The 23,521-nt window shown below is 71.3% G+C and carries 18 protein-coding genes, 1 tRNA gene and 1 other RNA gene; 8 read left to right on the forward strand and 12 right to left on the reverse strand.

The features are described from left to right. Positions 1-31: 31 nt before the first annotated feature. Both ACFYNL_RS16050 and ffs read right to left on the reverse strand, forming a co-directional pair. Complete coding sequence (locus ACFYNL_RS16050) at positions 32-2,326, reverse strand: DNA polymerase III subunit gamma and tau (protein WP_388802898.1); 2,295 nt, start codon at positions 2,324-2,326, stop codon at positions 32-34. Between the two features lie 59 nt (positions 2,327-2,385). Then, an RNA gene (gene ffs / locus ACFYNL_RS16055) (signal recognition particle sRNA small type) lies at positions 2,386-2,484 on the reverse strand. A gap of 72 nt (positions 2,485-2,556) precedes the next feature. Between ffs and ACFYNL_RS16060 the strand changes: the two genes are divergently transcribed. The 7 genes from ACFYNL_RS16060 to ACFYNL_RS16090 all read left to right on the forward strand — a co-directional run bounded on the left by ACFYNL_RS16060 (position 2,557) and on the right by ACFYNL_RS16090 (position 9,615). Then, a tRNA-Ser gene (locus ACFYNL_RS16060) sits at positions 2,557-2,644 on the forward strand. Positions 2,645-2,839: 195 nt separating this feature from the next. Beyond that, positions 2,840-4,516, forward strand: a complete 1,677-nt coding sequence (locus ACFYNL_RS16065) for an Eco57I restriction-modification methylase domain-containing protein (RefSeq protein ID WP_388802900.1) — start codon at positions 2,840-2,842, stop codon at positions 4,514-4,516. A gap of 13 nt (positions 4,517-4,529) precedes the next feature. Further along, positions 4,530-5,255 (forward strand): PaeR7I family type II restriction endonuclease, encoded by a 726-nt coding sequence (locus tag ACFYNL_RS16070; RefSeq protein WP_388802903.1) that lies wholly within the window; start codon positions 4,530-4,532, stop codon positions 5,253-5,255. 86 nt (positions 5,256-5,341) lie between these two features. Then, positions 5,342-6,763, forward strand: a complete 1,422-nt coding sequence (locus tag ACFYNL_RS16075; RefSeq protein ID WP_388802906.1) for an ATP-binding protein — start codon at positions 5,342-5,344, stop codon at positions 6,761-6,763. Positions 6,764-7,045: 282 nt separating this feature from the next. Beyond that, positions 7,046-8,458 carry a rhodanese-like domain-containing protein gene (locus ACFYNL_RS16080; RefSeq protein WP_388802909.1) on the forward strand — a complete coding sequence of 471 codons (1,413 nt, stop codon included), beginning with the start codon at positions 7,046-7,048 and terminating at the stop codon, positions 8,456-8,458. Positions 8,459-8,497: 39 nt separating this feature from the next. Continuing rightward, positions 8,498-8,860 (forward strand): rhodanese-like domain-containing protein, encoded by a 363-nt coding sequence (locus ACFYNL_RS16085; RefSeq protein WP_388802912.1) that lies wholly within the window; start codon positions 8,498-8,500, stop codon positions 8,858-8,860. Continuing rightward, positions 8,857-9,615, forward strand: a complete 759-nt coding sequence (locus tag ACFYNL_RS16090) for a sulfite exporter TauE/SafE family protein (RefSeq protein ID WP_388802915.1) — start codon at positions 8,857-8,859, stop codon at positions 9,613-9,615. The genes ACFYNL_RS16085 and ACFYNL_RS16090 overlap by 4 nt, the downstream gene beginning before the upstream one ends. Before the next feature lie 40 nt (positions 9,616-9,655). On the opposite strand, the gene ACFYNL_RS16095 is transcribed toward ACFYNL_RS16090, so the two are convergent. Then, positions 9,656-9,937 carry a metal-sensitive transcriptional regulator gene (locus ACFYNL_RS16095; RefSeq protein ID WP_388802918.1) on the reverse strand — a complete coding sequence of 94 codons (282 nt, stop codon included), beginning with the start codon at positions 9,935-9,937 and terminating at the stop codon, positions 9,656-9,658. A gap of 76 nt (positions 9,938-10,013) precedes the next feature. Between ACFYNL_RS16095 and ACFYNL_RS16100 the strand changes: the two genes are divergently transcribed. Beyond that, a complete protein-coding gene (locus tag ACFYNL_RS16100; RefSeq protein WP_388802921.1) occupies positions 10,014-10,580 on the forward strand; it encodes a rhodanese-like domain-containing protein in 567 nt (188 codons plus the stop codon). 61 nt (positions 10,581-10,641) lie between these two features. Here the strand turns inward: ACFYNL_RS16100 and ACFYNL_RS16105 are convergent, their stop codons facing one another. From ACFYNL_RS16105 to ACFYNL_RS16145, 9 genes are all read right to left on the reverse strand, one after another. After that, entirely contained in the window at positions 10,642-13,074 is a 2,433-nt protein-coding gene (locus ACFYNL_RS16105; RefSeq protein ID WP_388802924.1) for a SpoIIE family protein phosphatase, read from the reverse strand. Between the two features lie 268 nt (positions 13,075-13,342). After that, positions 13,343-14,146: an Fpg/Nei family DNA glycosylase gene (locus tag ACFYNL_RS16110; protein WP_388802927.1), complete on the reverse strand. Its 804-nt coding sequence runs from the start codon at positions 14,144-14,146 to the stop codon at positions 13,343-13,345. Positions 14,147-14,342: 196 nt separating this feature from the next. After that, positions 14,343-16,343, reverse strand: a complete 2,001-nt coding sequence (locus ACFYNL_RS16115; RefSeq protein WP_388802930.1) for a beta-galactosidase — start codon at positions 16,341-16,343, stop codon at positions 14,343-14,345. Further along, entirely contained in the window at positions 16,340-17,656 is a 1,317-nt protein-coding gene (locus tag ACFYNL_RS16120) for a glycoside hydrolase family 36 protein (protein WP_388802932.1), read from the reverse strand. Before ACFYNL_RS16120 ends, ACFYNL_RS16115 begins: the two co-directional genes overlap by 4 nt. A gap of 26 nt (positions 17,657-17,682) precedes the next feature. Continuing rightward, positions 17,683-18,570 carry a carbohydrate ABC transporter permease gene (locus ACFYNL_RS16125; RefSeq protein WP_388802935.1) on the reverse strand — a complete coding sequence of 296 codons (888 nt, stop codon included), beginning with the start codon at positions 18,568-18,570 and terminating at the stop codon, positions 17,683-17,685. Next, positions 18,567-19,553, reverse strand: coding sequence for a carbohydrate ABC transporter permease (locus ACFYNL_RS16130; protein WP_388802938.1), 987 nt, complete (start codon positions 19,551-19,553; stop codon positions 18,567-18,569). The genes ACFYNL_RS16125 and ACFYNL_RS16130 overlap by 4 nt, the downstream gene beginning before the upstream one ends. A 5-nt stretch (positions 19,554-19,558) precedes the next feature. After that, positions 19,559-20,872, reverse strand: a complete 1,314-nt coding sequence (locus tag ACFYNL_RS16135; RefSeq protein WP_388802941.1) for an ABC transporter substrate-binding protein — start codon at positions 20,870-20,872, stop codon at positions 19,559-19,561. A gap of 210 nt (positions 20,873-21,082) precedes the next feature. Then, a complete protein-coding gene (locus ACFYNL_RS16140) occupies positions 21,083-22,804 on the reverse strand; it encodes a copper resistance CopC/CopD family protein (protein WP_388804545.1) in 1,722 nt (573 codons plus the stop codon). Positions 22,805-22,925: 121 nt separating this feature from the next. Continuing rightward, positions 22,926-23,369 (reverse strand): ATP-binding protein, encoded by a 444-nt coding sequence (locus ACFYNL_RS16145; RefSeq protein ID WP_388802944.1) that lies wholly within the window; start codon positions 23,367-23,369, stop codon positions 22,926-22,928. Positions 23,370-23,521 lie beyond the last annotated feature (152 nt).

Here is a 23,521-nt window from a genome sequence, read left to right on the forward strand (position 1 = left end):
CGAAGTCCGCTCGTCTACGAAGTCCGTGCGTCTACTCGTTCATGATCTCTTCCACCACCGTCGCCCCCAGCTCCCGGACGATCAGGTCGTACCCGGACAGGGCCGACTCGTTGAGGTCGGGGTCGTCGTCCTCGGGGATGTCGTCCTCGATGGAGACGGGGGGCGGCGGCTCGGGTGCGGAGCGCTGCGGCGCCGGGGCGGGGGCCGAGGCCGTCGGGGGCGAGGTCGGGGCTGTGGACTGGGCAGGAGCCGGGCGCTGAGGGGACGGCGCACCGCCGCCGAAGCCGCTGTTGCCGCCACCGCCGTAGCCGCCCGTGCCGCCCCCGGTGTGGCTTCCGGCCCCGCCGCCGCCGAAGCCGGGGGAGCCGCCGGTCGGCGGAGGAGCCGAGCCGCCACCGGACGGGTCGACGATCGCCTCGATCTTCCACTGCACGTTGAACTGCTCGGCCAGCGCCTGCCGCAGAACGTCCTCGCTGCCGCTGCTCGCGAAGTTGTCGCGCGCTCCGGCGTTGACGAAGCCGAGTTGCAGGGTGGTGCCGTCGAAGCCGGTCACCTGGGCGTTCTGGCTGAGCAGGATCCAGGTGAAGCGGCGCCGGTTCTTGACGGCCTCCAGGATGTTGGGCCAGAGCATGCGCGGGTCCAGGCCGCCGCTCGGAGGGGCGTAGGCGGGTGCCGTGCCCGGGGTGGGGGCGGGCGGGGGCGCCGAGGGCTGCGGGGCGGGTGTGGGGGCGCCGCTCGGCGCGGCGGGGGGCTGCTGGGCTCCGCCGCCCGCCGAGGCCGCCGTGGGCCAGCCACCGGGGCGGCGGCCGCCGCCTGCGGACGCGGCGGTGGGCCAGGCGCCGGGGGCTGGGGCAGAGGCGGGTTGCGCGGCGGGAGCGGCGGCCGGGGCGGGCGCGGGCATGGACTCCGCGGCGGCTGGGGCCGGAGCCTGAGGTTGCTGAGGTTGCTGGGGCTGTTGGCCGCTCTGCGGGCCGGCAGCGGGAGCCGACGGGGTGGCCGGAGTGGGCGGGGTGGGTGCCGTGGGAGGCGCACCCGGAGCCCGTACGGCGGCCCGGGCCGCGGCGGGCCCGCCACCCGGCGGAACGGGCGCGGCTGCGGCCGCCCCCGCATGGGCGTCGGGCCCCGGCACGTACCCCATGGCGGGCATGCCGGCACCCGCGGAGAAGTTGCCTCCCCGTTCCAGGCGGTCGAGGCGGGCCATCACGGAGCGCTCGTCCCCGTACGCCGCGGGCAGCAGCACCCTGGCGCAGATCAGTTCGAGCTGGAGCCGCGGGGAGGTGGCCCCCCGCATCTCGGTCAGTCCCTCGTTGACGAGGTCGGCGGCCCGGCTCAGCTCTGCGGCGCCGAAGGTGCCGGCCTGGGCCTGCATGCGCTCCAGGACGTCGGCGGGGGCGTCGAGGAGCCCCTTCTCCACGGCATCCGGCACGGCGGCCAGGATCACCAGGTCCCGCAGCCGCTCCAGCAGGTCGGCGACGAAACGACGGGGGTCGTTGCCCCCCTCGATGACGCGGTCCACGACCTCGAAGGCGGCGGCCCCGTCTCCGGTCGCGAAGGCCTCCACCACGGAGTCGAGCAGCGAGCCGTCGGTGTAGCCGAGCAGCGAGGTGGCCATGGCATACGTCACACCCTCCTCCCTCGCGCCGGCGAGCAGCTGGTCCATGACGGACATCGAGTCACGCACGGACCCCTGACCCGCGCGCACGACGAGCGGCAGCACGCCGTCCTCGACGGGGATCTCCTCCCGGCCGCAGACCTCGGCGAGGTAGTCGCGCAGCGTGCCCGGCGGGACGAGCCGGAAGGGATAGTGGTGGGTCCGCGAGCGGATGGTCCCGATGACCTTCTCGGGCTCGGTGGTGGCGAAGATGAACTTCAGGTGCTCGGGGGGCTCCTCGACGACCTTCAGCAGCGCGTTGAAGCCGGCCGACGTGACCATGTGGGCCTCGTCGATGATGTAGATCTTGTAGCGGCTGGAGGCGGGGCCGAAGAACGCCTTCTCGCGCAGTTCACGGGCGTCGTCCACACCACCGTGCGACGCGGCGTCGATCTCGATGACGTCGATCGAGCCGGGTCCGTTGCGGGCCAGGTCCCGGCAGGACTGGCACTCCCCGCACGGGGTCGGCGTGGGCCCCTGCTCGCAGTTCAGGCACCGCGCGAGGATCCGCGCACTGGTCGTCTTGCCGCAGCCGCGCGGTCCGCTGAACAGGTACGCGTGATTGACCCGGTTGTTCCGCAGCGCCTGCTGCAGCGGGTCGGTGACATGCTCCTGCCCGATGACCTCGGCGAAAGACTCCGGGCGATAGCGGCGGTACAGCGCGAGAGACGACACGCCTACGAGGTTATAGGCGCCCACTGACAACGAGCCCCGCCCGCCGGCCCGGCTCCGGACACGCAAGCGCCCCCCACGCACCCGCCAGAGCCAACCTACCCTTGCTGCCTTCCGGCCCTGGGGGAGTTCAGTCAGATAGCGCCGCGTGAGGGGCTCCACAGAGAGTACCCGATGTCAGCAGCGGGGAACGAGTTCGCGAGCACTCCTCTCGGTCATGTAATGTTTCCGGCGGAGGATTCGCCTAGAGGCCTAGGGCGCACGCTTGGAAAGCGTGTTGGGGGCAACCCCTCACGAGTTCGAATCTCGTATCCTCCGCCAGTGCCTCACCGGGCACGATGTCGAAGGGCCCCACCGTTCGCGGTGGGGCCCTTCGACGTGCGTGGTTGCGGTTCTGGTTGCCGTTCATGTGGCGAGCGTTGCCGGAGGACCCGGCAGACGGTCCGCTAGCGGCCCGGCGCCTGGGCGGCCGGCGTAACTTCGGATGGCCGAGATCCCCCCTAGTAGTGTCAGGACGTGGCCACTCCTCTGTTCCCTGACACCGATCTCCACGGCCTTCCTGCCCTTCCCGCGGAAGCCGTGGAGCACGGCGAGGTCTTCACGCGACGCTGGGTGGTCGACCTGATCCTCGACCTCCTCGGCTACACGGCCGACAAGGATCTCTGCGACGTGAAGCTCGTCGAGCCGGCCTGCGGCTCGGGTGCATTCCTGGTGGCTGTGGCATCGCGAATCAGTGCCTCCTGCCGTGCACACAATCGACCGATCACAGACGCGCTCGCGGCGGTTCGTGCTCTGGACCTGCTGGAGCGCAACGTGAAACAAAGCCGTGCGGTCATCGAGAAGCAGCTGGTGGACGAGGGATGGCAGGCCGAGGAAGCCCAGCGGGTGGCAGCAGCATGGGTCGAAGAAGGCGACTACCTACTGCAGTCCGACGCCGATCACCGTGCCGACTACGTGGTGGGCAACCCTCCGTACATTCGCCTTGAAGACGTCCCCGACCATCGGATGGCCGCCTATCGCACCGCCTGTCCCACGATGGGCGGCCGAGCAGACATTTACGTCGGCTTCTACGAGACCGCGCTGCGAAGCCTCAAGCCCGGAGGCCGGCTGGGCTTCATCTGCGCGGACCGCTGGATGCGGAACCAGTACGGCCGTCGGCTCCGGCAGCTGGTGAGGCGTCGTTTCAGCATGGATCTGGCACTCGTCATGCACGACGTGGACGCGTTCGACGATCAAGTTTCGGCCTATCCGGCGATCACGCTCATCTCGAACCGTTCCCAGGGTGAGGCGGTCGCAGCGGATACCACCCGCGCCTTCGGAAGCACCCAGGCCCACGACTTCGCCGACTGGTACGCGAGGGGCACGTCAGAGTCGATCGCCACCCCGGCCTTCCAGGCCGCGCGTATGCCGCACTGGTTCCCGGACGAGGACTCGTGGCCGGCCGCGTCACCAGCCAGGCTGGCAGTCCTGGAGGAGCTGACCGAACGTTTCCGGCTGTTGGAGGACGACAAGACCGGAACACGCGTCGGCATCGGCATCGCTACCGGCGCCGACAAGGTCTTCCTCACAGACGACGACAGCCTCGTCGAACGTGACCGGCTGTTGCCGATGGCCATGGTCCGTGACACCACCAGCGGCACTCTGAACTGGCACGGCACCTACCTGGTCAACCCGTGGACTGCCGAAGGCGACCTCGTAGACCTCACCGCACACCCCCGGCTCCTCAAGTACTTCGAAGAGCACGGTGCCGCCCTGCGTAAGCGCTACATCGCGGTCAAGCAGCCCCAACGCTGGTACAAGACGATCGACAAGGTCGACCACCGCCTGACCGGGCGTCCCAAGCTGCTGTTTCCGGACATGAAGCTGACGATCCATCCGGTCCTCGACGAAGGCGGCCTGTACCCTCACCACAACCTGTACTTCATCGTCTCGGACGTCTGGGACATGCGCGTACTCGGTGGTCTGCTGCTGTCCAAGGTCGCGGAAGCGTTCGTGGAGGCGTACGCGGTCAAGATGCGAGGGGGGACCCTCCGATTTCAGGCGCAGTACCTCCGCAAGATCCGCGTGCCCGACCCCGCGGCGATCAGCGAGAGCGACCGGGTTGCCCTTGCAGAGGCTTTCGACAAGCGCGACGTGAAGGCCGCCACGGAGGCCGCGCTTCGCGTCTACGGGCTCGCCGAGCTGCCTGACTAGGGAGGCACGGATCTTGACGGTCACCCGCCAAGACTTCGAAGACGCCATTGCGGCCTATTGGGGCGCGAAACAGCTCCAGAACGAGCAGTCCGCGATCAAAGCCGCGGTTGGCGCAGGCACAGCCGGATCGGTACGCGGTGGCAAGCACTTCGATGTGATCGCGACCCTCTTGGCGAAGTTCTTCCTGGACGCCGGCTTCCCGCCCGAGAGCATCCGCGTCAACAAGTCCCAGGGCCTGGAGCTGCCCGGCTACTACCGGCCGCAGAAACAATGGGACCTCGTAGTCGTTCACCAAGGAGTACTCGTCGCGGCTTTCGAGATGAAGGCACTCGGAGGGCCGTCGTACGGCAACAACTACAACAACCGGGTGGAGGAAGCACTCGGCAGCGCGGTGGACCTCCGCCGCGCAGCCCTGGCCGAGCTCTACCCGAAGGAGAAGCCCTGGCTCGGCTACTTCTTCATCATGCAGGACGGCGAAGGCTCCCGGAGGCCGGTCAAGACCGCGAAGGGCGCCCTGCCCTCCGACGAGATCTGGCACGGCACCTCATACCAGGATCGGTTCGGGATCTTCTGCGAGCGCCTCGTGGCCGAACAGCTCTACGACGCCGCGTGCTACGTCACGTCCTCGGCCGAGGACCCCAAGCCCGTCGAACTGGTGGAAAGCCTCGACTGGCGGCACTTCTCAGCGGCGATAAACGCCCGTCTCACCTACCTGAAGGACCTTGGCATTCCTGGCTAGGCCAGCCCCTTCCGCAGCGGCGTCCCGCAGGATGGTATCGGGAGCGATAGTATCTCTGCCGATACTATCGCCGTCGGGAGTCTTGCATGCGTCGTTTCATCGGGCGGGACCACGAGCTGAGCGTGCTCGGCAGCGCCTGGCGGGCGGTTCACGGTGCCGTCGGGTCGGCGAAGCCGGGGCAGTGCATCCTCATGCGGGGGAGGCGGCGGGTCGGCAAGTCCAGTCTCGTCGAGGAGTTCCTACGGCGTACCGAGACGCCGAATCTCTTCTTCACCGCGGCGGGCGGCACGGCGGAGGACGAGCTGTCGGAGCTTCTCGACGCCGTCGCCCGATCCAGTCTGCCGGATCGAGGGCTGTTCTCGGAGGAGACCCCGGGGCAGTGGAATGCGGCGTTCAGGCTGCTCGCGGACATCCTTCCCGACGACAGACCGAGCGTGGTCGTCATCGACGAGGTTCCGTATCTCATGGACCGCATCGACGCCTTCGAGGGCATGCTCCAGCGGGCATGGGACCGGCTGCTGAGCCGCAAGCCGGTGCTTCTCCTCCTGGTCGGGTCCGACCTGTCGATGATGGAGGCGCTGAACAGCTACGACCGTCCCTTTCACCAGCGCGGCCGGGAAATGGTCGTGGGGCCCCTGAACCCGGCGGACATCGGCGAGATGCTCGACCTGTCCCCTGCGGCCGCGTTCGACGCCGCTCTGATCACGGGGGGCCTCCCCCTGATCTGCGCCGAGTGGCGGGCCGGAGCCGATGTGTGGGAGTTCCTCCGCGACTCCCTGGACAATCCGATCTCGGCACTGCTGGTCTCCGCCGAGCGTTCACTGGCCGCGGAGTTTCCCCCGCATGCGATGAGCAGGGAAGTCCTGCGGGCCATCGGATCCGGGGAGCGGACCTTCACCAACATCGCGCGGGCCGCGGGCGGCATCGCCCACACGACGCTCACCCGGGCCACGGATGTCCTGACCGAGAAGCGAGTCGTGGCGGCCGAGCTGCCCCTCTCACTGCGGCCGTCGAAAGAACGCCGCTACCGGATCGCCGACCCCTACCTGCGCTTCTGGCTCGCGTTTCTGGATCCGCACATGGCGGAGATCGAGCGGATGCGGGGGGACCTCACGCTGAGCCGGATCAAGGAGCGGTGGACGAGCTGGCGGGGCCGCGCGATCGAGCCCCTGGTCCGGGAATCCCTCGCCCGCCTCCTGCCGGACGGGCTCCTGCCCGCTGCCCCGGCGATCGGCGCGTACTGGACCCGCAGCAACGACATCGAAGTCGACCTGGTCGGCGCCGACCGGCAACCGGTCGCCAAGCAGTTGCTCTTCCTCGGCTCGGTCAAGTGGCTGGAGAACTCCGCGTTCGACAGCCACGACCTGGCCGCACTGCACAAGCACCGGGCGGCGATCACCGACGAGCCGGTACCGCTCGTCGCGGTCTCCCGCAGCGGGGTCGGTTGTTCCGGCCTCCAGGCGGCGTACGGCCCCGAGGAACTGCTCAGCGCCTGGCGCAGGGCGTGAGCGGGAACTGAGCCCCTCACGGGTTCGAATCTCGTATCCTCCGCTGCCGCCCGAACAGGCGAAACGAAGACCCCGAGTGCCGTTGGCAGCCGGGGTCTTCGGCATGCCTCGCGCATCGCATCGACGCCCTCGAAGGTGCGGGGCTGCCACACCGTGACGCCGACGTGTTCCGTGACCACCGGACGGGGTGGTCTTCCGTCTCTGGAATACCCCCCTGGGTATGACTGTTAGGGTGGGTGTCGGATACCCCCCGGGGTACAGCGTCCGGAAGGAGTCAGAGCCGTGTTCTTCGTCGACACCCTGGAGTTCGAGGGCCTGGGCAACCGCAGCTACCTGGTCGGCGGACCCGGTGCCGCGGTGGTCGTGGACCCGCCGCGGGACATCGACCGGGTCATCGCCGTGGCGGCCCGGCGTGGCGTGCGCATCGCTTTCGTGGCCGAGACCCATGTGCACAACGACTACGTCACCGGTGGCCCGGAGCTGGCGCGCGTCACCGGCGCGCAGTACCTGGTGCCGGCCGGGGCGCGCGTGTCGTTCGCCCGCACCCCGGTCGCCGACGGCGACACCGTGGCGATCGACGAGGGGCTGGCGCTGCGCGCGATCGCTACTCCCGGGCACACCCCGCACCACACCTCCTACGTCCTCACCGAGGGCGGGCGCGCCGTGGCGGCCTTCACCGGCGGGTCCCTGCTCATCGGCACCGTCGGACGCCCTGATCTGGTCGAGCCGCGGCTGACCGAGCGGTTGGCCCGCGCCCAGCACGCCTCCGCCCACCGGCTCGCCGACGAGCTGGACGACGAGGTGCCGGTGCTGCCCACCCACGGGTTCGGAAGCTTCTGTTCCTCCTCCCAGGCCGAGGGGGACGCGACCACGATCGGCAAGGAGCGCGCGACCAACGACGCGCTGACCCTGGGCGTGGACGCCTTCGTCGCCCGGATGCTCTCCGGGCTGGACGACGTGCCCGCCTACTACGCGCACATGGGCCCGGCCAACGCCGCGGGTCCCGCGCCGGTCGACCTCACTCCGCCGAGGCGCGCGGACGCCGAGGAGCTCGCCTCCCGGCTGGCCGCCGGCGAGTGGGTGGTGGACCTGCGCAACCGGGTCGCGTTCGCCCAGGGGCACGTGGCCGGGACCTTCAACTTCGAGGGCGAGGGCAAGCTCGCCACCTACCTGGCCTGGCTGATCCCTTGGGGCAGGCCCGTCACTCTGCTCGCCGAGGATCCGGAGCAGGTCGCCGCCGCCCAGCGGGAGCTGGCGCGGGTGGGCATCGACCGCCCGGCCGCCGCCACCACCGGCGACCCGGCCGACTGGATCCGCGAGGGCGAGCGGCTCGCCTCGTTCCCGCGCGCCCGCTTCGCCGACCTCGCCGAGGTCCGTGAACGCGGCGACGAGGTGGTCGTACTGGACGTGCGCCGGGAGTCGGAGCGGGCGAGCGGCACCATCGACGGCTCCGTCCACATCCCGATCCACGAACTGCACGGCCGCATCGGAGAGGTGCCGGACGGGGTGGTGTGGGTGCACTGCGCCGGCGGGATGCGTGCGGCGATCGCCGCGTCCCTGCTCGACGCCGCAGGCCGCGACGTGGTCGCCGTGGACGACAGTTTCGACGCCGCCACGGAGGCGGGACTGGCCCTCACTCACCCCGAGGGCACCGAGCGCGCCCAGGGCACCGAGGGCCCCGAGGACACCGACTGACACGCCCTCGCGCGCCACCTCCACGAAAGGGATCGAACGATGTTCTCGCTTCTCCGCCGCCGCCCCGGCCGCCTCACTCCCCGACTGGCCCGTCTACAGACCGGTGACGGCACCGCCGTCCTGCTGGACGTACGCGAAACACCGGAGTGGGACGCCGGTCACGCGCCCGGTGCGCTGCACCTGCCCCTTTCCCGACTGATGGCCGGGGCGCCGCTCCCGGCGGCCGCGCGGGGCAGGCCGGTGGTCACGATCTGCCGCTCCGGTCACCGCTCACAGCGGGCCGCGAAGCTGCTGGCCGGGCGCGGTGTCCAGGCCACCGACGTCACCGGCGGCATGACCGCCTGGGCGCGTGCGGGCCTGCCGGTCATCGGTCCGGGCGGCAGCGGCGGTGTCATAGCGTGAGTGCTCTGATCCTGGCCCTGATCGCGGGGGCGGTGGTCGGGCTCGCGCTCGGCGCACTCGGCGGGGGCGGCAGCGTCCTGGCCGTCCCGGCGCTGATCTACCTGCTCGGCTTCACGCCGGCCGCCGCGACCACCGCCAGCCTGATCATCGTCACGGTCACCTCGCTCACCGCCCTGTACGCCCACGCCCGTATCCGCAACGTCCGATGGAGAGCCGGCGCCCTGTTCGCCGCGGCCGGACTCCTGCCCGCGGCCGCGGCAGGAGCCGCGGCCTCCCGCCTGCCGCAGCCGGTACTGACCGCCGCGTTCGCTGTCGTCGCCGCGCTCGCCGCCGTCAAGATGCTGCGCCCCAGCGGCACCACCACCGCCACCGGCCCGGTAGCCGGCGAGGCCCGGCCCGCCAAGGCCGCCGGAACCGGCGCGGGGCTGGGCGCGCTGACCGGTCTGCTCGGCGTCGGCGGAGGTTTCCTGGCCGTCCCGGCCCTGGTCACCGTGCTGGCGTTCGACATGCAGGCCGCCGTCGGCACCAGCCTGCTGGTCATCTCGGCGAACTCGCTGGCTTCCCTGGCCACCCGCGGCGCCACCACCGTCGGCGTCGACTGGACGGTGATCGGACCCTTCACCGCGGCGGCGATCCTGGGCGCCTGGGACGGCAGACGCCTGGCCGCCAAGGTCACCGGCAGCCTGCTGCAGCGCACCTTCGCCGTCGGGCTGCTGGCCGTGGCCGCCGTCATGCTCGTCGACGCCCTCAGCTGAGGTGTCGCACGGCGATCGCGACCGGTGCCGCGGCCACGGCTCAGGCCAGGGACAGGAACAGCTTCTCCAGTCGGGCGCGCATCTGCTCCCGGTCGCCGGAGGAGGCCATGTTCACGTCGGTCAGGCAGTGCTGCAGACCGGTGGCGATGATCGCGAAGCCGGCCTTGTCCAGGGCCCGGGAGGCTGCGGCGAGCTGGGTGACGACGTCCTCGCAGTCCCGCCCCTCCTCGATCATCTTGATCACACCGGCGATCTGGCCCTGCGCCCGGCGCAGCCGGTTGACCACCGCCTTCAATTCCTCGGCCGCCATCGCCAGTTCCACGACCCACGCTCCTGCGAGATACCCCCTTGGGTATCCTACCGAAGGGGTAACCCGAACCGAGCAAAGGAAAATCCCCGTGGCACCCTCCCCCGCCCTGACCGCCGATCAGGCCCATGCCCGCCTGCACGAGCTGACCGTCATCGACGTGCGCACCCCGGGCGAATACGCCTCCGGCCACCTGCCCGGCGCCCACAACATCCCGCTCGACCACCTCGATGTCGCCCTGCCCGCGCTGAAGACGGCCGCAGACCGCGGCGACCTCCTCATCGTGTGCGCCTCCGGCGCCCGCTCCGCCCAGGCCTGCCGACGCCTGGCCGAGCAGGGCATCACCGCAGCCACCCTCGACGGCGGCACCTCCGCCTGGACGCAGTTCGGCCATGACACCCACCGCCCGGCCGGCACCCGCACCCCCTGGGCCATGGACCGCCAAGTCCGTCTCGCCGCCGGATCGCTGGTCCTGACCGGACTGGTCGCCGGACAACGATGGAACGCGGCGCGCTGGCTCTCCGCGGGCGTCGCCGGCGGCCTGGTCTTCTCCGCCCTCACCGACACCTGTGGCATGGCCAAGCTCCTGGCCAAGCTCCCCCACAACCAGCCCAGGGCCACCGATCTGGAGGACACCCTCGCGGCCCTGGCCGGTTGACCTCCCGGCCCGGCCGCCGAAGGCAGGCGGGTGCGTTTCTCCCGCGAGAGGGCGGTGGTGGTCACGTCCCGTGGTCGAGGGCCTGCTCCGTCCAGATCGTCTTGCCCTTCGGGGTCTGGCGCGTGCCCCAGCGCCGGGTGAGCTGGGCCACCAGGAGCAGGCCCCGGCCGCCCTCGTCGTAGGTGCGGGCGCGGCGCAGGTGGGGGGAGGTGCTGTCGCCGTCGGTCACCTCGCAGATGAGCGAGCTGTCGTGGGCGAGGTGGATCAGGCGGAGCTGGATGGAGGGCCGGGCGTGGCGGATGGCGTTGGTGACCAGTTCGCTGACGACCAGTTCCGTGACGAAGGCGGCGTCCTCCAGGTCCCAGGCGTCCAGCTGGGCCAGGGCGTCCTTGCGGGCCTGGGCGACGGCGGACGGGTCGGCCGGGACGTCCCAGGTGGCGACCTGGGAGGCGTCCAGCGCGCGCGTGCGGGCCAGGAGGAGGGCGACGTCGTCGGGCGGGCGGGGCGGCAGGAGGTCGGTGAGGATCCGGTCGCACTGGGCGTCCAGGGTCGGCTCCGAACGCGTGAGAAGGCGGCAGAGGCGAAGGACGCCGTCGTCGTCGCCACGGGCGCGGCGGCCCGGTGTGATGAGGCCGTCGGTGTAGAGGGCGAGCAGGCTGCCCTCGGGCAGTTCGATCTCGGCTGCCTCGAAGGGCAGGCCGCCCAGACCCAGCGGCGGGCCGGCCGGCAGGTCGATCAGCTCGGCGGGGCCGCCGGGGCTCACCACGGCCGGCAGCGGATGTCCGGCGCGGGCCAGGGTGCAGCGCCGTGAGATCGGGTCGTACACCGCGTACAGGCAGGTCGCTCCCACCTCGCCGCCGGTGTCCCGCTCGGTGGACAGGCGGGCGACCAGGTCGTCGAGGTGGGTGAGCAGCTCGTCCGGCGCCAGGTCGATGTCGGCGAGGGTGCGTACGGCCGTGCGCAGGCGGCCCATGGTCGCCGAGGCGTGGATGCCGTGGCCGACGATGTCGCCCACGACGAGCGCCACACGCGCCCCGGACAGCGGGATCACGTCGAACCAGTCGCCGCCCACGCCGGCGTGCGCGTCGGCCGGGAGGTAGCGGGAGGCGACCTCGACCGCGGCCTGCCGCGGCAGCCGCTGCGGCAGCAGGCTGCGCTGCAGCATCACCGCGGTGCCGCGTTCGCGGGTGAAGCGGCGGGCGTTGTCGATGCACACGGCCGCCCTGGCCGCCAGTTCCTCGGCGAGCACCAGGTCGTCCTGCCGGAAGACGTCGGGGTTGCGGTGACGTGTGAAGACGGCGACGCCCAGGGTGGTGCCGCGGGCCGTCAGGGGCACCGCCATCACCGAGTGGACCCCGAACTCACGGACCCGGGAGGCACGGGCCGGGTCGCTCGCGACCAGGGCGGTGATCGCGGGGTTCGTCATCTCGTACAGCTTGGCCCGGCCCGAGCGGAGCGTCTCGGCCGGCGCGGAGCCCGCCGGGTACTCGTCGAGGCTGCCGAGGGCGACGACCGCCTCCGGGACGCCCGGGGTCCCGGACTGGTGGGCGGCCCGGCGCAGCACGACGGGGCCGGTCGTGGCCACGGCGTCCGGTGCCGGTTCCTGGAGGTCGTCGAGGGTGGTCAGCAGGTCGACGGTGACGAAGTCGGCGAAGTCGGGGACCGTCACGTCGGCCAACTCCTGGGCCGTACGCATCGCGTCGAGGGTGCTGCCGATGCGCCGGCCGGCGTCGGCCATCAGCTGGAGCCGCTTGCGGGCCCAGTACTGCTCCGTCATGTCGTGCGAGGTGAGGCACACGCCGCGCAGGGTGCCCGCGCCGTCGCGCAGCGGCGACATCAGGACGGACCAGGCGTGCGTGCGGGACGCGCCGGCGGGGCGCAGGAAGTCCTCGTCGTACTGCGGCTCGCCGGTCCGAAGGACCCGCGCCATGCTCTGCTCCGCCCGCTCGCCGGCCGGGTCGTCCACGATCTCGTTGACGCGCAGGCCGAGCATCTCGGCCTCGGTGAGGGCCACGGCCTTCTCCATGGCCCCGTTGGCCCGCCGCAGGCGGAGCCTGGTGTCGTACAGCGCCAGCGCGCAGCACGGGGACTGGGCGAACGTCCAGGACACGAACGGCTCGTCCAGGGGATGGGGCTGCCGGCCGGTCACCGCGGAGACCACGAGCCATTCGCGTCTGCCGGTGGGCGCCGTCCTGTGGTGCGCGAGGACCTTGATCTCCCGCCGTCCGCCGTCGAGGTGCCGCAGGGAGATCTCGCCGTGCCATCTCGACAGCCGCGCGAAGGGCGGCAGCTCCTGGGCCGGGACCGGGTCGGCCAGCAGGTCGGCCGCCGGTCGTCCGACGATCTGTGCGCCCGAGTACCCGAGGAGCCGCTCGGCGCCCGCGTTCCACCCGGTCACCGTGCCGTGTTCGTCGACGGTGACGCGGGCCGTGAGCTCCTCACCGACCACCTCATCGAGCGGACTGGTCGCCCGGCCGATGGCGGGCTCGTCCATGATCGCTCATCTCGCTCTCGCAGAGATCCGTCAGGTCGGCGATCCGCGGCGCGCGGTCCCGACCCGCGCGTCCGGGGACGTCGTTGCCCGGACTCAGAGCCCCGAACAGGAGTGGAGTCCGATCAGCTCGCGGGGTCCGGGTGCATGCGACCGCAAGGCGCCGGAAGCTCCTCGCAGCGGAGCTACCAGGGGCTTTCGGCAAACGCGGCGAGCGTACGTGCCGGGCGTCGCGATCCGGACTCCACCCTTGTTCGGAGCTCTTCAGCCATTATCGCCGTCCGGTGGGGCTCGGCGCGGCCTGGCAGCTCGGGCACCACACCGTGGTCCGGCCGCCCACGCGGGTCCGGCGCAGGGGGGTGTGGCAGCGGGGGCAGCGAGGGTCGGGGGAGTCCCGGTGGCCGGTCAGCCAGGAGTCGCGGGGCGGGACACAGCCGGCGGTGACCGCGGGGCGCAGGGTGCGGCGCATCTCGGTGTACAGGCGGTGGGCCTCCGGCCCGGTCAGGGCGTTGGCCGGGGTGCCGGGGCGCAGCCTCGCGCGCCAAAGGATCTCGTCCGCCAGGAGGTTGCCGAGGCCGGCCACCACCGACTGGTCGATCAGCACCGCCTTGAGGCGACCGCGGTGCGAGGCGAGCGCGCTCTCGAATGCGGCGCGGTCCACCGACAGGGCGTCGGGGCCCTGACGGCCGAGCAGTCCCACGACGTCGCGGTCGTCCTCGGCCAGCCACAGGCCCTGGAGTTTGCGCTGGTCGCGGTAGCGGAGCTGGCGGTCGCGGGCGAGGGTGAACAGGACCCGGTCGTGCGGCTCGGGCTCGTCGTCGGGGTGGGCGCAGAGCAGCCGGCCGGTCATGCCGAAGTGCAGCAGCAGGGTGGGGCCGCCGGTCCGGGCGAGCAGCCACTTGCCGTGCCGTTCCGTCCCGGTGACGCGCCGCCCCTCCAGGGCTTCCCGCAGCCGCCGCGCGTCGATCCCGTGCAGGACGCCCGCGTCGCGCACGTCGACGCGCCGGACGACTCTGCCCTGGGCGCAGGACCGGAGGACCTCCCGGAACCCCTCGACATCTGGCAGCTCGGGCATGGCGGACGGCTTTCGGCACAGGGACGCGGTGCGCCTGCCCGAGTGCCCCGTCAGCGCCTCCTGAACTCCACCGGACCCGCGTTCATCTCGACGGTGCCGTCCGGACGGAGCCCACCACGGTGTTCCCGCCCCTGCTCAGCTCCGGCATGCCGCCCGGCCCCCCGCCCGTCCCGATGACGTCCCGCCACCCTGTCACTCAGCGGGGCTCGCGCACCACCGCCGTCTCCCCCGCCGGGACGCTGACCGCCCCCGGCGCCGGTTTGCCCGTGAGCAGTTCGGTGGCGTCGGAGGCGACCGCGACATGGGCGGGCCGGTCGGTGTGGTTGATCAGGAAGAGGTAGTCGGCGTGCGGACCGCGTCGCAGCACCGCCTCGACGCCCCGCGGGGTGCTGCGCACGGGCTTGACGCCCGCCTCCCCGCGGATGCGGTCCAGGAGCCCGGTGAGGGTCTCGGGGTCCGGCAGGGTGGCCAGGTACCACGCGACGCCCGCACCGTGGGCGTGCCGGGTCACCGCCGGTACGCCGCTGAGGGGCCCGCCGGTGTACGACGCGACCGTCTCGGCGCCGGCCGGGCGGACCCGCTCCGACCACAGGGTCCCGCGGCCGCCCGAGCTCAGGCCCACCGACTCCCCCGGCAGCAACGGGAACAGCTCGTCCGTCCGTACCCCCAGCACCTCCCGGAACGCGCCCGGGTAACCGCCCAGCCGTACATGGCAGTTCTCGTCGACGGCACCGCTGTGGAAGCCGACGGCCAGCGTGCCGCCACGCTCCACGAAGCCGGTGAGGTTCGCCGCGCCCGTGTCGTCCACGAGGTAGAGGCTCGGGGCGAGGACCAGGCGGTAGGCCGACAGGTCGGCGTCCGGGCGTACGAAGTCCACCGCGACGCCCGCCCGCCACAGCGGCTCGTACCAGGTGCGGACCAGGTCGTGGAAGCGCAGTTCGGCGCTCGGCTGGGAGGGGAGCTCCATCGCCCAGCGGGCGTTCCAGTCCCAGACGATCGCCACCTCGGCGGTGCCGACGCTGCCGCGCACCTCGGCCAGCGCCCGCAGGTCGGCGCCGAGCCGGACGACGTCACGCCAGATCCGGCTGTCCGTGCCCGCGTGCGGAAGCATCGCCGAGTGCCACTGCTCGGCGCCCGCCTTCGCCGCGCGCCACTGGAAGTAGGCGATGCCGTCCGCGCCCCGGGCCACGTGGGCCAGCGCGTTCCGCCGGAGCTCCCCGGGGCGCTTGGCCCGGTTCACCGGCTGCCAGTTGACGGCGCCCGTCGAGTGCTCCATCAGCAGCCAGGGCCCGCCCGCGAGGGAGCGGACCAGGTCGCCGCTGAGCGCGACGTCGATCTCGGACTCGGGGTCGGCGGACTGGAGGTAGTGGTCGTTGGAGACGATGTCCAGCTTCGGGGCCCAGCGCCAGTAGTCGAGGGCGTCGAAGTTGTACATCACCATGAAGTTGGTGGTGGCGGGGATCGAGGGGGCCGCGTCCAGCAGCACCCGGCGCTCCGCCTCGTACAGCGACAGCAGTTCGTCGCTGCAGAAGCGGCGCCAGTCCAGCTGGTGGGTGGGGTTCGGGACGGCGCCGGTGGGGCGGGGCGGGAGGATCTCGTCCCAGTCGTAGTACCACTGGCTCCAGAAGCGGGTGCCCCAGGCGTCGTTGAGGGCGGTGAGGTCGTCCGCGTACCGCTCGCGCAGCCAGCGCCGGAAGGCCGCCGCGCTCTCGTCGCAGTAGCACTCGGCGTTGTGGCAGCCGTACTCGTTGTGGACGTGCCACATCACGAGTGCCGGGTGGTCCGCGTACCGTCCGGCCAGCGCCCGCGCCATCCGCAGCGCGGCCTCGCGGTAGGCGGGGCTGGACGGGCAGAACGTCTGGCGGCTGCCGTACGACAGGGTCCTGCCGTCCTTGTCCACGGGCAGCGCCTCGGGGTGGGCGTGGAAGAACCACGCCGGGGGCGCCGCCGTCGGGGTCGCGAGGTCGGCGGCGATGCCGTGGGTGTGCAGCAGGTCCAGGACGCGGTCGAGGAGGGAGAAGTCGTACGCGCCCTCGCTCGGCTCCAGCAGTGCCCAGGAGAAGATGCCGACGCTGACCATGGTCACCCCGGCCTCGCGCATCAGGCGCATGTCCTCGGCCCAGACCTCCTCGGGCCACTGCTCGGGGTTGTAGTCGCCGCCGTAGGCGATGCCGGGGACGGACAGTTCGCGCTTCACCGGGCGGCTCCCGCGAGGAGACGGCGGGTGGTGGTCACGCCCCACTCGTCGAGCGAGAGCAGACGGTCGCTGGACGCCACGAGGCCGCCGGTCGCCTCGACGTGCGCGGCCCACCGCTCCCGGGTCTCGACCGCGGGGCGGGCCATCAGGCAGTCGGGGTCGTTGATCCAGAGCCGGCCGTGCTGCCACTGGCGGCCGGCGCCGGTGAACTCGGCGGGGTCCTGGCCGGGCTGGCTGTAGTCGTCGGCCTCGGGGCGGCGGTGCGGGGCCGTGTCGGGGCTGACCCGCATCGCGTCGAACAGCCCGATGGACGCGAGCAGGGGCGCCCCGCAGCCCAGCAGGTAGGCATCCGCGCCGATCGCCTCGCGGATCAGGGCGACGCCCGCCCGGTAGGCCGTCAGCGCGTCCACGGCCGGGTCGTGCCGTACGCCCTGAAGCGCGCCCGCGTACAGGAAGTCGACCTTGAAGTAGTCGTAGCCCTCGGCGCGCAGGGTGCGGAAGACCTCCGTCAGGTACGCCGCCGCCTCGGGGTGCGTGGTGTCCAGGACGCGCAGGTCGTGGCCCCAGTTGCGGCCGGCGTGCGTGAAGCCGCCGTCCTCGTCGCGGACCAGCCACTCGGGGTGCTCGGCGGCCAGGTCGCTCGCCGGGTCGACGAGGAAGGGGGCCGTCCAGATGCCGGCGCGGCGGCCCCTGGCCCTGATGGTGTCGGCGATGCCCGCACGGGAGCGGAAGCGGCCGGAGAGGGTGAGCCAGTCACCGAGAGCCCGCTGGTATCCGTCGTCGATCTGGACGACGTCGATGGGCAGGTCGAGGGTGTCCATCGCGCGGAGGTTCTCGTGGATGTCGTCCTCGGTGACCTGGGTGAAGTACTCGTACCAGGAGCACCAGACGGTGGGGGCCGGGCGGGGAGCGGGCAGCCCGAGGCTGTCGGCCCACTCGCCCAGCACCGTCTGGACGGTGGACCCCGTCCACTCCTTCACGGGCCCGTCGGAGCTGACCTCCGCCCGCCCGTCCGTGATGACGAGCCGGACGGACGGGACCTCGCGCGTCGGATCGACGGCCGCCCACAGACGGACCGGGGAGCCGTCGCCCGGGTCGAGCGCCAGCAGGCCCTCGCCCTGGAAGGTGTCCTCGGGGACGGTGACGCCGGGCCGGTAACACACCGTCGCCCAGTTGTCGTTGGTCGGGCGGTACGGCTTGTCGCCGAGGGCGTAGGCGCCGCTGGGGCTCCAGGACTGCCAGCCCTCCTCGTGGACGCGGGCCTTGCCGGGGTCCACGGGCACGGAGGCGACCGGGGTGAAGGGGTTGTGCACGGGGGTCTCTTTCAAGCTGCGGGCCGTCAGCCCTTGTTGGCGCCCAGCGTCAGGCCGCTGACGAACTGGCGCTGGAGCACGAAGTAGACGATCAGCGTGGGGATCGCGGTGAGCAGGGCGCCGGCGGCGACCAGGTTGGGGTCGGTGAAGTAGGCGCCGGTGAGGTTGTTCAGCGCCGAGGTGATCGGCATGTTCTCGCCGGTGGAGATCAGCACGAGGGCCCAGAAGAAGTCGTTGTAGATCCAGATGGACAGCAGTGTCGCCAGGGCGGCCATGGCCGGACGGCACAGCGGCAGGGTGATCTGCCAGTACTGCCGCCAGACCGAGGCGCCGTCCACCAGCGCGGCCTCGGTCAGCTCGTGCGGCAGGGTGCGCATGTAGTTGCTGAGCACGAAGGCGCAGAAGCCGGACTGGAACGCGACGTGGATCAGCACGAGCCCGAGGGCGGAGTCGTAGAGCTTGCCGCTCATCGTGACCCCGGGCAGGTCGATCAGCAGGTACAGCCGGTACAGCGGGGTGATGATGACCTGCTGCGGCAGCAGGTTGCCGGCCGTGAAGACCAGCAGGAGCGCGAGGTTGAGCCGGAAGTCGAAGCGGCTGACGTAGAAGGCCACCATCGACGACAGGAACAGCGTCAGCAGCACCGCCGGCACGGCGATGATCATCGTGTTGACGAAGTAGTGGCTCATGTCCGACTGCGTGAACGCGTTCGTGAAGTTGTCGAAGTTCAGCGTGTCCGGCCAGGACACGTATCCCTTCTCGCTCGTCTCCGAGTACGGCCGCAGCGCCGAGTAGACCGCCCACAGCAGCGGCGCGAGCCAGGCCAGAGCTGCGCCGGCGAGGAAGAGGTGCAGCAGGAGCCGGGCGGGGCGCAGGGGGGTGCGCTTCCTCGGCGTCAGGGTGCCGGTGCTCATGCGCGCCGCTCCTTCCGGAAGGTGGCCACCAGGTAGGGGATGATCACGACGAGGGAGATCAGCAGCAGGACGACCGCGATCGCGGAGCCGTATCCGATGCGGCTGGACTCGCCGATGATGTTGTTGGTGACCAGGATCGAGAGCAGTTCGGTGCCCTCGGCGCCCTTGTTGAAGACGAAGACCAGGTCGAAGCAGCGCAGGGCCTCGATGATGGTGACGACCAGGACGACGGTGTTGGTCGGGCGCAGGGTGGGGAAGACGACGTTCTTGAACGTCTGCCATTCGTTGGCGCCGTCGAGCGCGGAGGCTTCCCGCAGCGCGGGGTCGACGCCCTTCAGGCCGGCCAGGTACAGGATCATCATGTAGCCGGTGTGCCGCCAGGACGCGGCGACGAGGATCGCCCACAGGTTGAGGTCCGGGTCGCCGATCCAGTCAATGTACTTGCCGGGCTCGTTGGCCCCGATGATGCTGTTGATCAGTCCGGTGTCCGGGTTGTAGATCAGCTGCCAGACGAACCCGATCACTGCCATCGACAGCACGACGGGCAGGAAGAACGCGGTCTGGTACACCCGGCTGAACCGGATCCTCTTGTCCAGCTGCACGGCCAGGAACAGCCCCAGCGGCGTCGGGATCACGATCAGCACGACGAACCAGACGACGTTGTGCTCGACGGCCGGCCAGAACTGCGGGTTGTTGGTGAACAGCTCCTTGAAGTTCTCCAGTCCGACCCAGGTGATGGAGTCGAAGCCGATGCCGTCCCAGGTGGTGAAGGCCAGCGCGACGGAGGCGAGGGCCGTCACCCACACGAGGGCGATGTGCAGGATCGTCGGCAGGCCCGCCATCAGGCCCAGGGTGAACCGGTCGCGGCGGGTCAGCAGGCGGCGGTGCCCGTGGGGCACGCGCTCGGTGTGCGCGGCGGGGGCAGCGCCCGGAGGCGGCACGGCGGCCGCCTCCGGGTTCTCCTTGGTGGTGTGCGTGGTCATCTGGATCAGCCCGACGCGAAGATCGTCTTCTTCTGGCGCTCGATCGAGGACAGCAGGGCGTCGACGCCCTTGGGGTCGCGGACGAACTTCTGCAGCGCGGGCTGCATCACCGTGGAGGTGAAGTCCGGACGGCTGTCACGGTCCATGAACTGGGTCAGGGACTTGGCGCCGGAGATCATGTCGTACGCCTTCTTCTGCAGCGGCGTGTACGAGGAGGTGTCGGCGTCGTTGGTGGCGTGGACCACGCTCGGGTCGGACTTGAGGTAGATGTCCTCGGCCTCGGACGTGCCCAGGTACTCCAGGAGCTTGACCGCCTGGGCCTTGTTCTTCGGGCTCTTGCTCATCATGAAGCCGTCGGTGGGCGCCTCGACGGTGTCCTGGCCGTGGGCCGGGTCGATCTCCGGGAAGGCGAAGAAGTCGAGGTCCTCCAGGGCCGCCTTGTCGGTGAACTGCTGGGCCACGAAGGTGCCCAGCAGGTACATGCCGGCCTTCTTCGAGGCGAGCGTCTGGGCCGCGTCCTGCCAGGTGCGGCCGACGGCGCCCTCCTGGTGGTAGGGGAGGATCTCGGACCACAGGTCGAAGACCTTGCGGACCTTGGCGTCGGTCCAGGCGGCCTTTCCGGCCATCAGGTCGACGTGGAAGTCGTAGCCGTTCTGGCGGAAGTTGATCTGGTCGAAGGTGCCGAGCGCGGGCCAGGCGTCCTTGTCGCCGAAGGCGATCGGGACGAGTCCGTCCTTCTTCATCTGCTTGCACAGCGCGACGAAGTCGTCCCACTTCGTCGGGACTTCGTAGCCCTTCTCCTTGAAGACGCTCTTGCGGTAGAAGATCGCCCACGGGTACGAGTACAGCGGCACGAAGTAGTACTTACCGTCCTCACCCTTGCTGAGCTTGTGCATCGCCTCGGGGAAGTTGCCCCCGATGGTCTTCCACACGTCGTCTATCGGGGTGGCCAGGCCCTTGGCCGCGAAGAACTGCATCCGGTAGCCGGCGAACCAGGTGAACACGTCGTCGGGCGTGCCCTGGAGGTAGGAGTTGATCTGCTCCTGGAAGGTGTTGGAGTCCTTCGTGTTCACGTCGACCGTGATGCCGGACTTCTTCGTGTAGGCCGCGTAGATGTCCGCGAACGCCTTCTTCGGCACCGGGTCGGACGCCTTCGAACCGAGGGTGACCGTCTTCGGGTCACTCGCCGTGCCCCCGCCCCCGCAGGCGCTGAGCAGCGGGACGCCCGCGCCGAGCAGCGCGGCGCCACCGAGGCCGCGCAGCAGGGTGCGGCGGCCGGGAGAGGGCAGGGAGAGACCGGAGGGGGAGAAGTCGTGCATCTGCGGCTCCTGAGGGCAGGGTTCGATCACGAGGGTGTGACTGTCGAAGTCCGTCGCAACCGATCAGAAATCAACTTGACCGAACACGATGGCGCAATAACAGCCGTTTGTCAGGTCATGCGTCAAGAGATGCCCATCGACGTTTCGGAAACGTGACCGACATCTCGAACCGGCCCTCGCGGAGGGTCGGCCTGCCCGAAGCGGCAGGCCTCAGCGCACCACCACGGTCCTGGTCTCGCTCACCTGGTCGACCTCGGACGTCCGCACCGTCACCTTCATCTCCCAGGTGCCGGCCAGGGGCAGGTTGAGGAAGCTGTTGCCCCAGTAGCCGCCCTTGTCGGTGACTTCGGCGTCGATGGGGCCGATGTCCTTGGCCGGGAGCGTGAAGGAGATCCGCAGCTCGGGGACGATGGCCACCCCGCCGTCGGGCCCGTAGACGAGGGCCTCGATGGAGTTGTCGCCGACCCGGCCCGGATCGAGGGTGATCTGCACCTTGCCCCGACCGCCGGGGGTGCCGACGTCGAAGGGCACGTCGGTCACGGAGGCGCCGACCACCGCCGGTGTCCCGGCCGCCGCCTCGGCCTCCGCGCGGCCGGGCAGGGTGCTGGTCAGGAGCGTGGTGAGCGCCAGGACCGCGGCGCCCACGGCGACCTCGGCGAGGACGGAACGGCGCAGTTGCCGGCGCTCCGGCTCCACGGCCGACGGCCCGTCCGTCCGCGGCGGCTCCGGCAGCGGCGGCCCCCCGACCGGCTCCGGCACCTTCTCCCGTACGACCGTCTCCGCTCCCGCCTTCGCCAGCAGCGCCGTCCAGCGGCGGGACACGGCCGCGGCGCCGAGGAGCAGCCCGACCGCGACGAGCTTGAGGACCAGGAGCCTGCCGTACGTCGTGCCGCTGAGCGCGTCCCACGAGCCGAGACCGCGCCAGGACTGGTAGACGCCGGTGACGACCAGGACGATCACGCAGGTGAAGGCCAGGCGGGAGAAGCGGGTGACCGCGGCCGGCGTCAGATGCGCGCGGTACAGGGTGACGAGCAGGGCCGTGAGGCCGCCCAGCCACACCGCGGTGGCCAGCAGATGCAGCGCCGAGGACGTCATCGCGGCCGGCACCTGGATGCCTGCGGAGGCGTGCTCCCCGGCGGCCCAGGTCGCGGCGAGGCCCACGGCGAGGGCGGCGCCGGACCAGCCGTAGGGCTTGCGGCGCCCGGACAGCCGTACGAGATAGACCCCGGCCGCCAGCAGCAGGGCCAGCCGGGCCAGCAGGACCAGACCCGGCCGGCCGGTCAGCGTCCGCGCCAGGGCGTCGGGGTCCAGTGCCCCCAGCGGCCCCTGTCCCGTCTCGTACGGGGCGCGCAGTGCCAGCAGGGCGAGCGTGGCGGCGAGCAGCGTCCACCAGCCGGTCCGCAGCAGCCTGGCGAGCACCGGGGCGTCCGGTGGCCGGCAGACCGCCATGAACGTCGCCGTGCCGATCAGCAGGGTGGCGGCGAGGTAGGCCAGATAGCGGGCGATGTTGTAGAGACTCTTGGTCGCCGGGTCCTCGGCGGGGCCGGTGTCCACGGCGGCCGTGGTCAGGGAGCGTTCGCCGACGGAGAAGGTGAACGCCCCGGACACCGGGTGACTGTCGGCCGACACCACCCGCCAGGCCACCGTGTACGTGCCCCGGTCCAGTTTCGCCGGCAGCGACACCCGGGCGGTGTCACCGCCGCCCGGACCGTGCTGCGGCTCGCCCGTGCGCAGGCGGCGGCCGTCCGGATCCAGGACGCGGAAGGAGTCCTCCAGCAGGCCGACGGACTCCGTGAAGGTCAGGGTCAGGTGACGGGGGGCGGACTTGAGGACGCTTCCGTCCCCGGGGTCGGTGCCACGCAGCGCCGCGTGGGCCGACGCGGGGCCGGTACCGCCGAGGAGGAGCAGGACCAGCAGGGTGCCCAGCAGCACCAGCCTCTGCAGTGCCCGCCGCCCTCGCCGTCCGCCGTCACACCTCACGCCGCTTCTCCGTACTTTCCGCCGTCGGTCCGCGCCACCTCGTGGTGACGTACGGAAACGAAGCGTTCCATGCTCATCCGCCCACCTCGAACCAGAGCAGCTTCCCGGCACGACGGTCCCGGCCGCCGTCGCAGAGCGACACACCGCCCCAGCAGTCGGCGTACTCCTGCACCAGCCTGAGCCCACGGCTCCCGTCGGCGTGCGTCGGGACGAGCGGTACGTAGTCGAGGGGCGGTCGGCCGAAGGGTGCGGGAATGCGGGGGTGACTGTCCCAGACGCCGACGCGCAGACGTCCGTCGGCGAGCGCGGTGAGGCGCAGCGAGGCGGGGCCGTTGGTGTGCAGGTAGGTGTTCGTCACCAGCTCGGAGGCCAACAGCTCGACAGAATCCAGGACTTCGGGTCTGCCGTGGCTGGCGAGCACCGACCGTACGGTCATACGTGCGACCCGTGCCGCGCGGGGGTCGTGGGGGAGGCGGAGGGCGTACACCCAGGTGTCCGACGGGGATACGGTGCGCATGGAAACCGCCGTAAATCTCACGGAAGGGGGCGTGGGCTCGCTCAACTGCCGCGCCGGGCGGTGGCAGTGCCTGGGGTGGTGCGCTTCCGGCTTATGGGCGGGGGGAGTTGGGCGGTACGTGGTAACCGTAGGGCAGGTAGTTAGATACATCT

It is taken from the genome of Streptomyces sp. NPDC007808 (assembly GCF_042868655.1).
Taxonomy (GTDB): Bacteria; Actinomycetota; Actinomycetes; order Streptomycetales; family Streptomycetaceae; genus Streptomyces.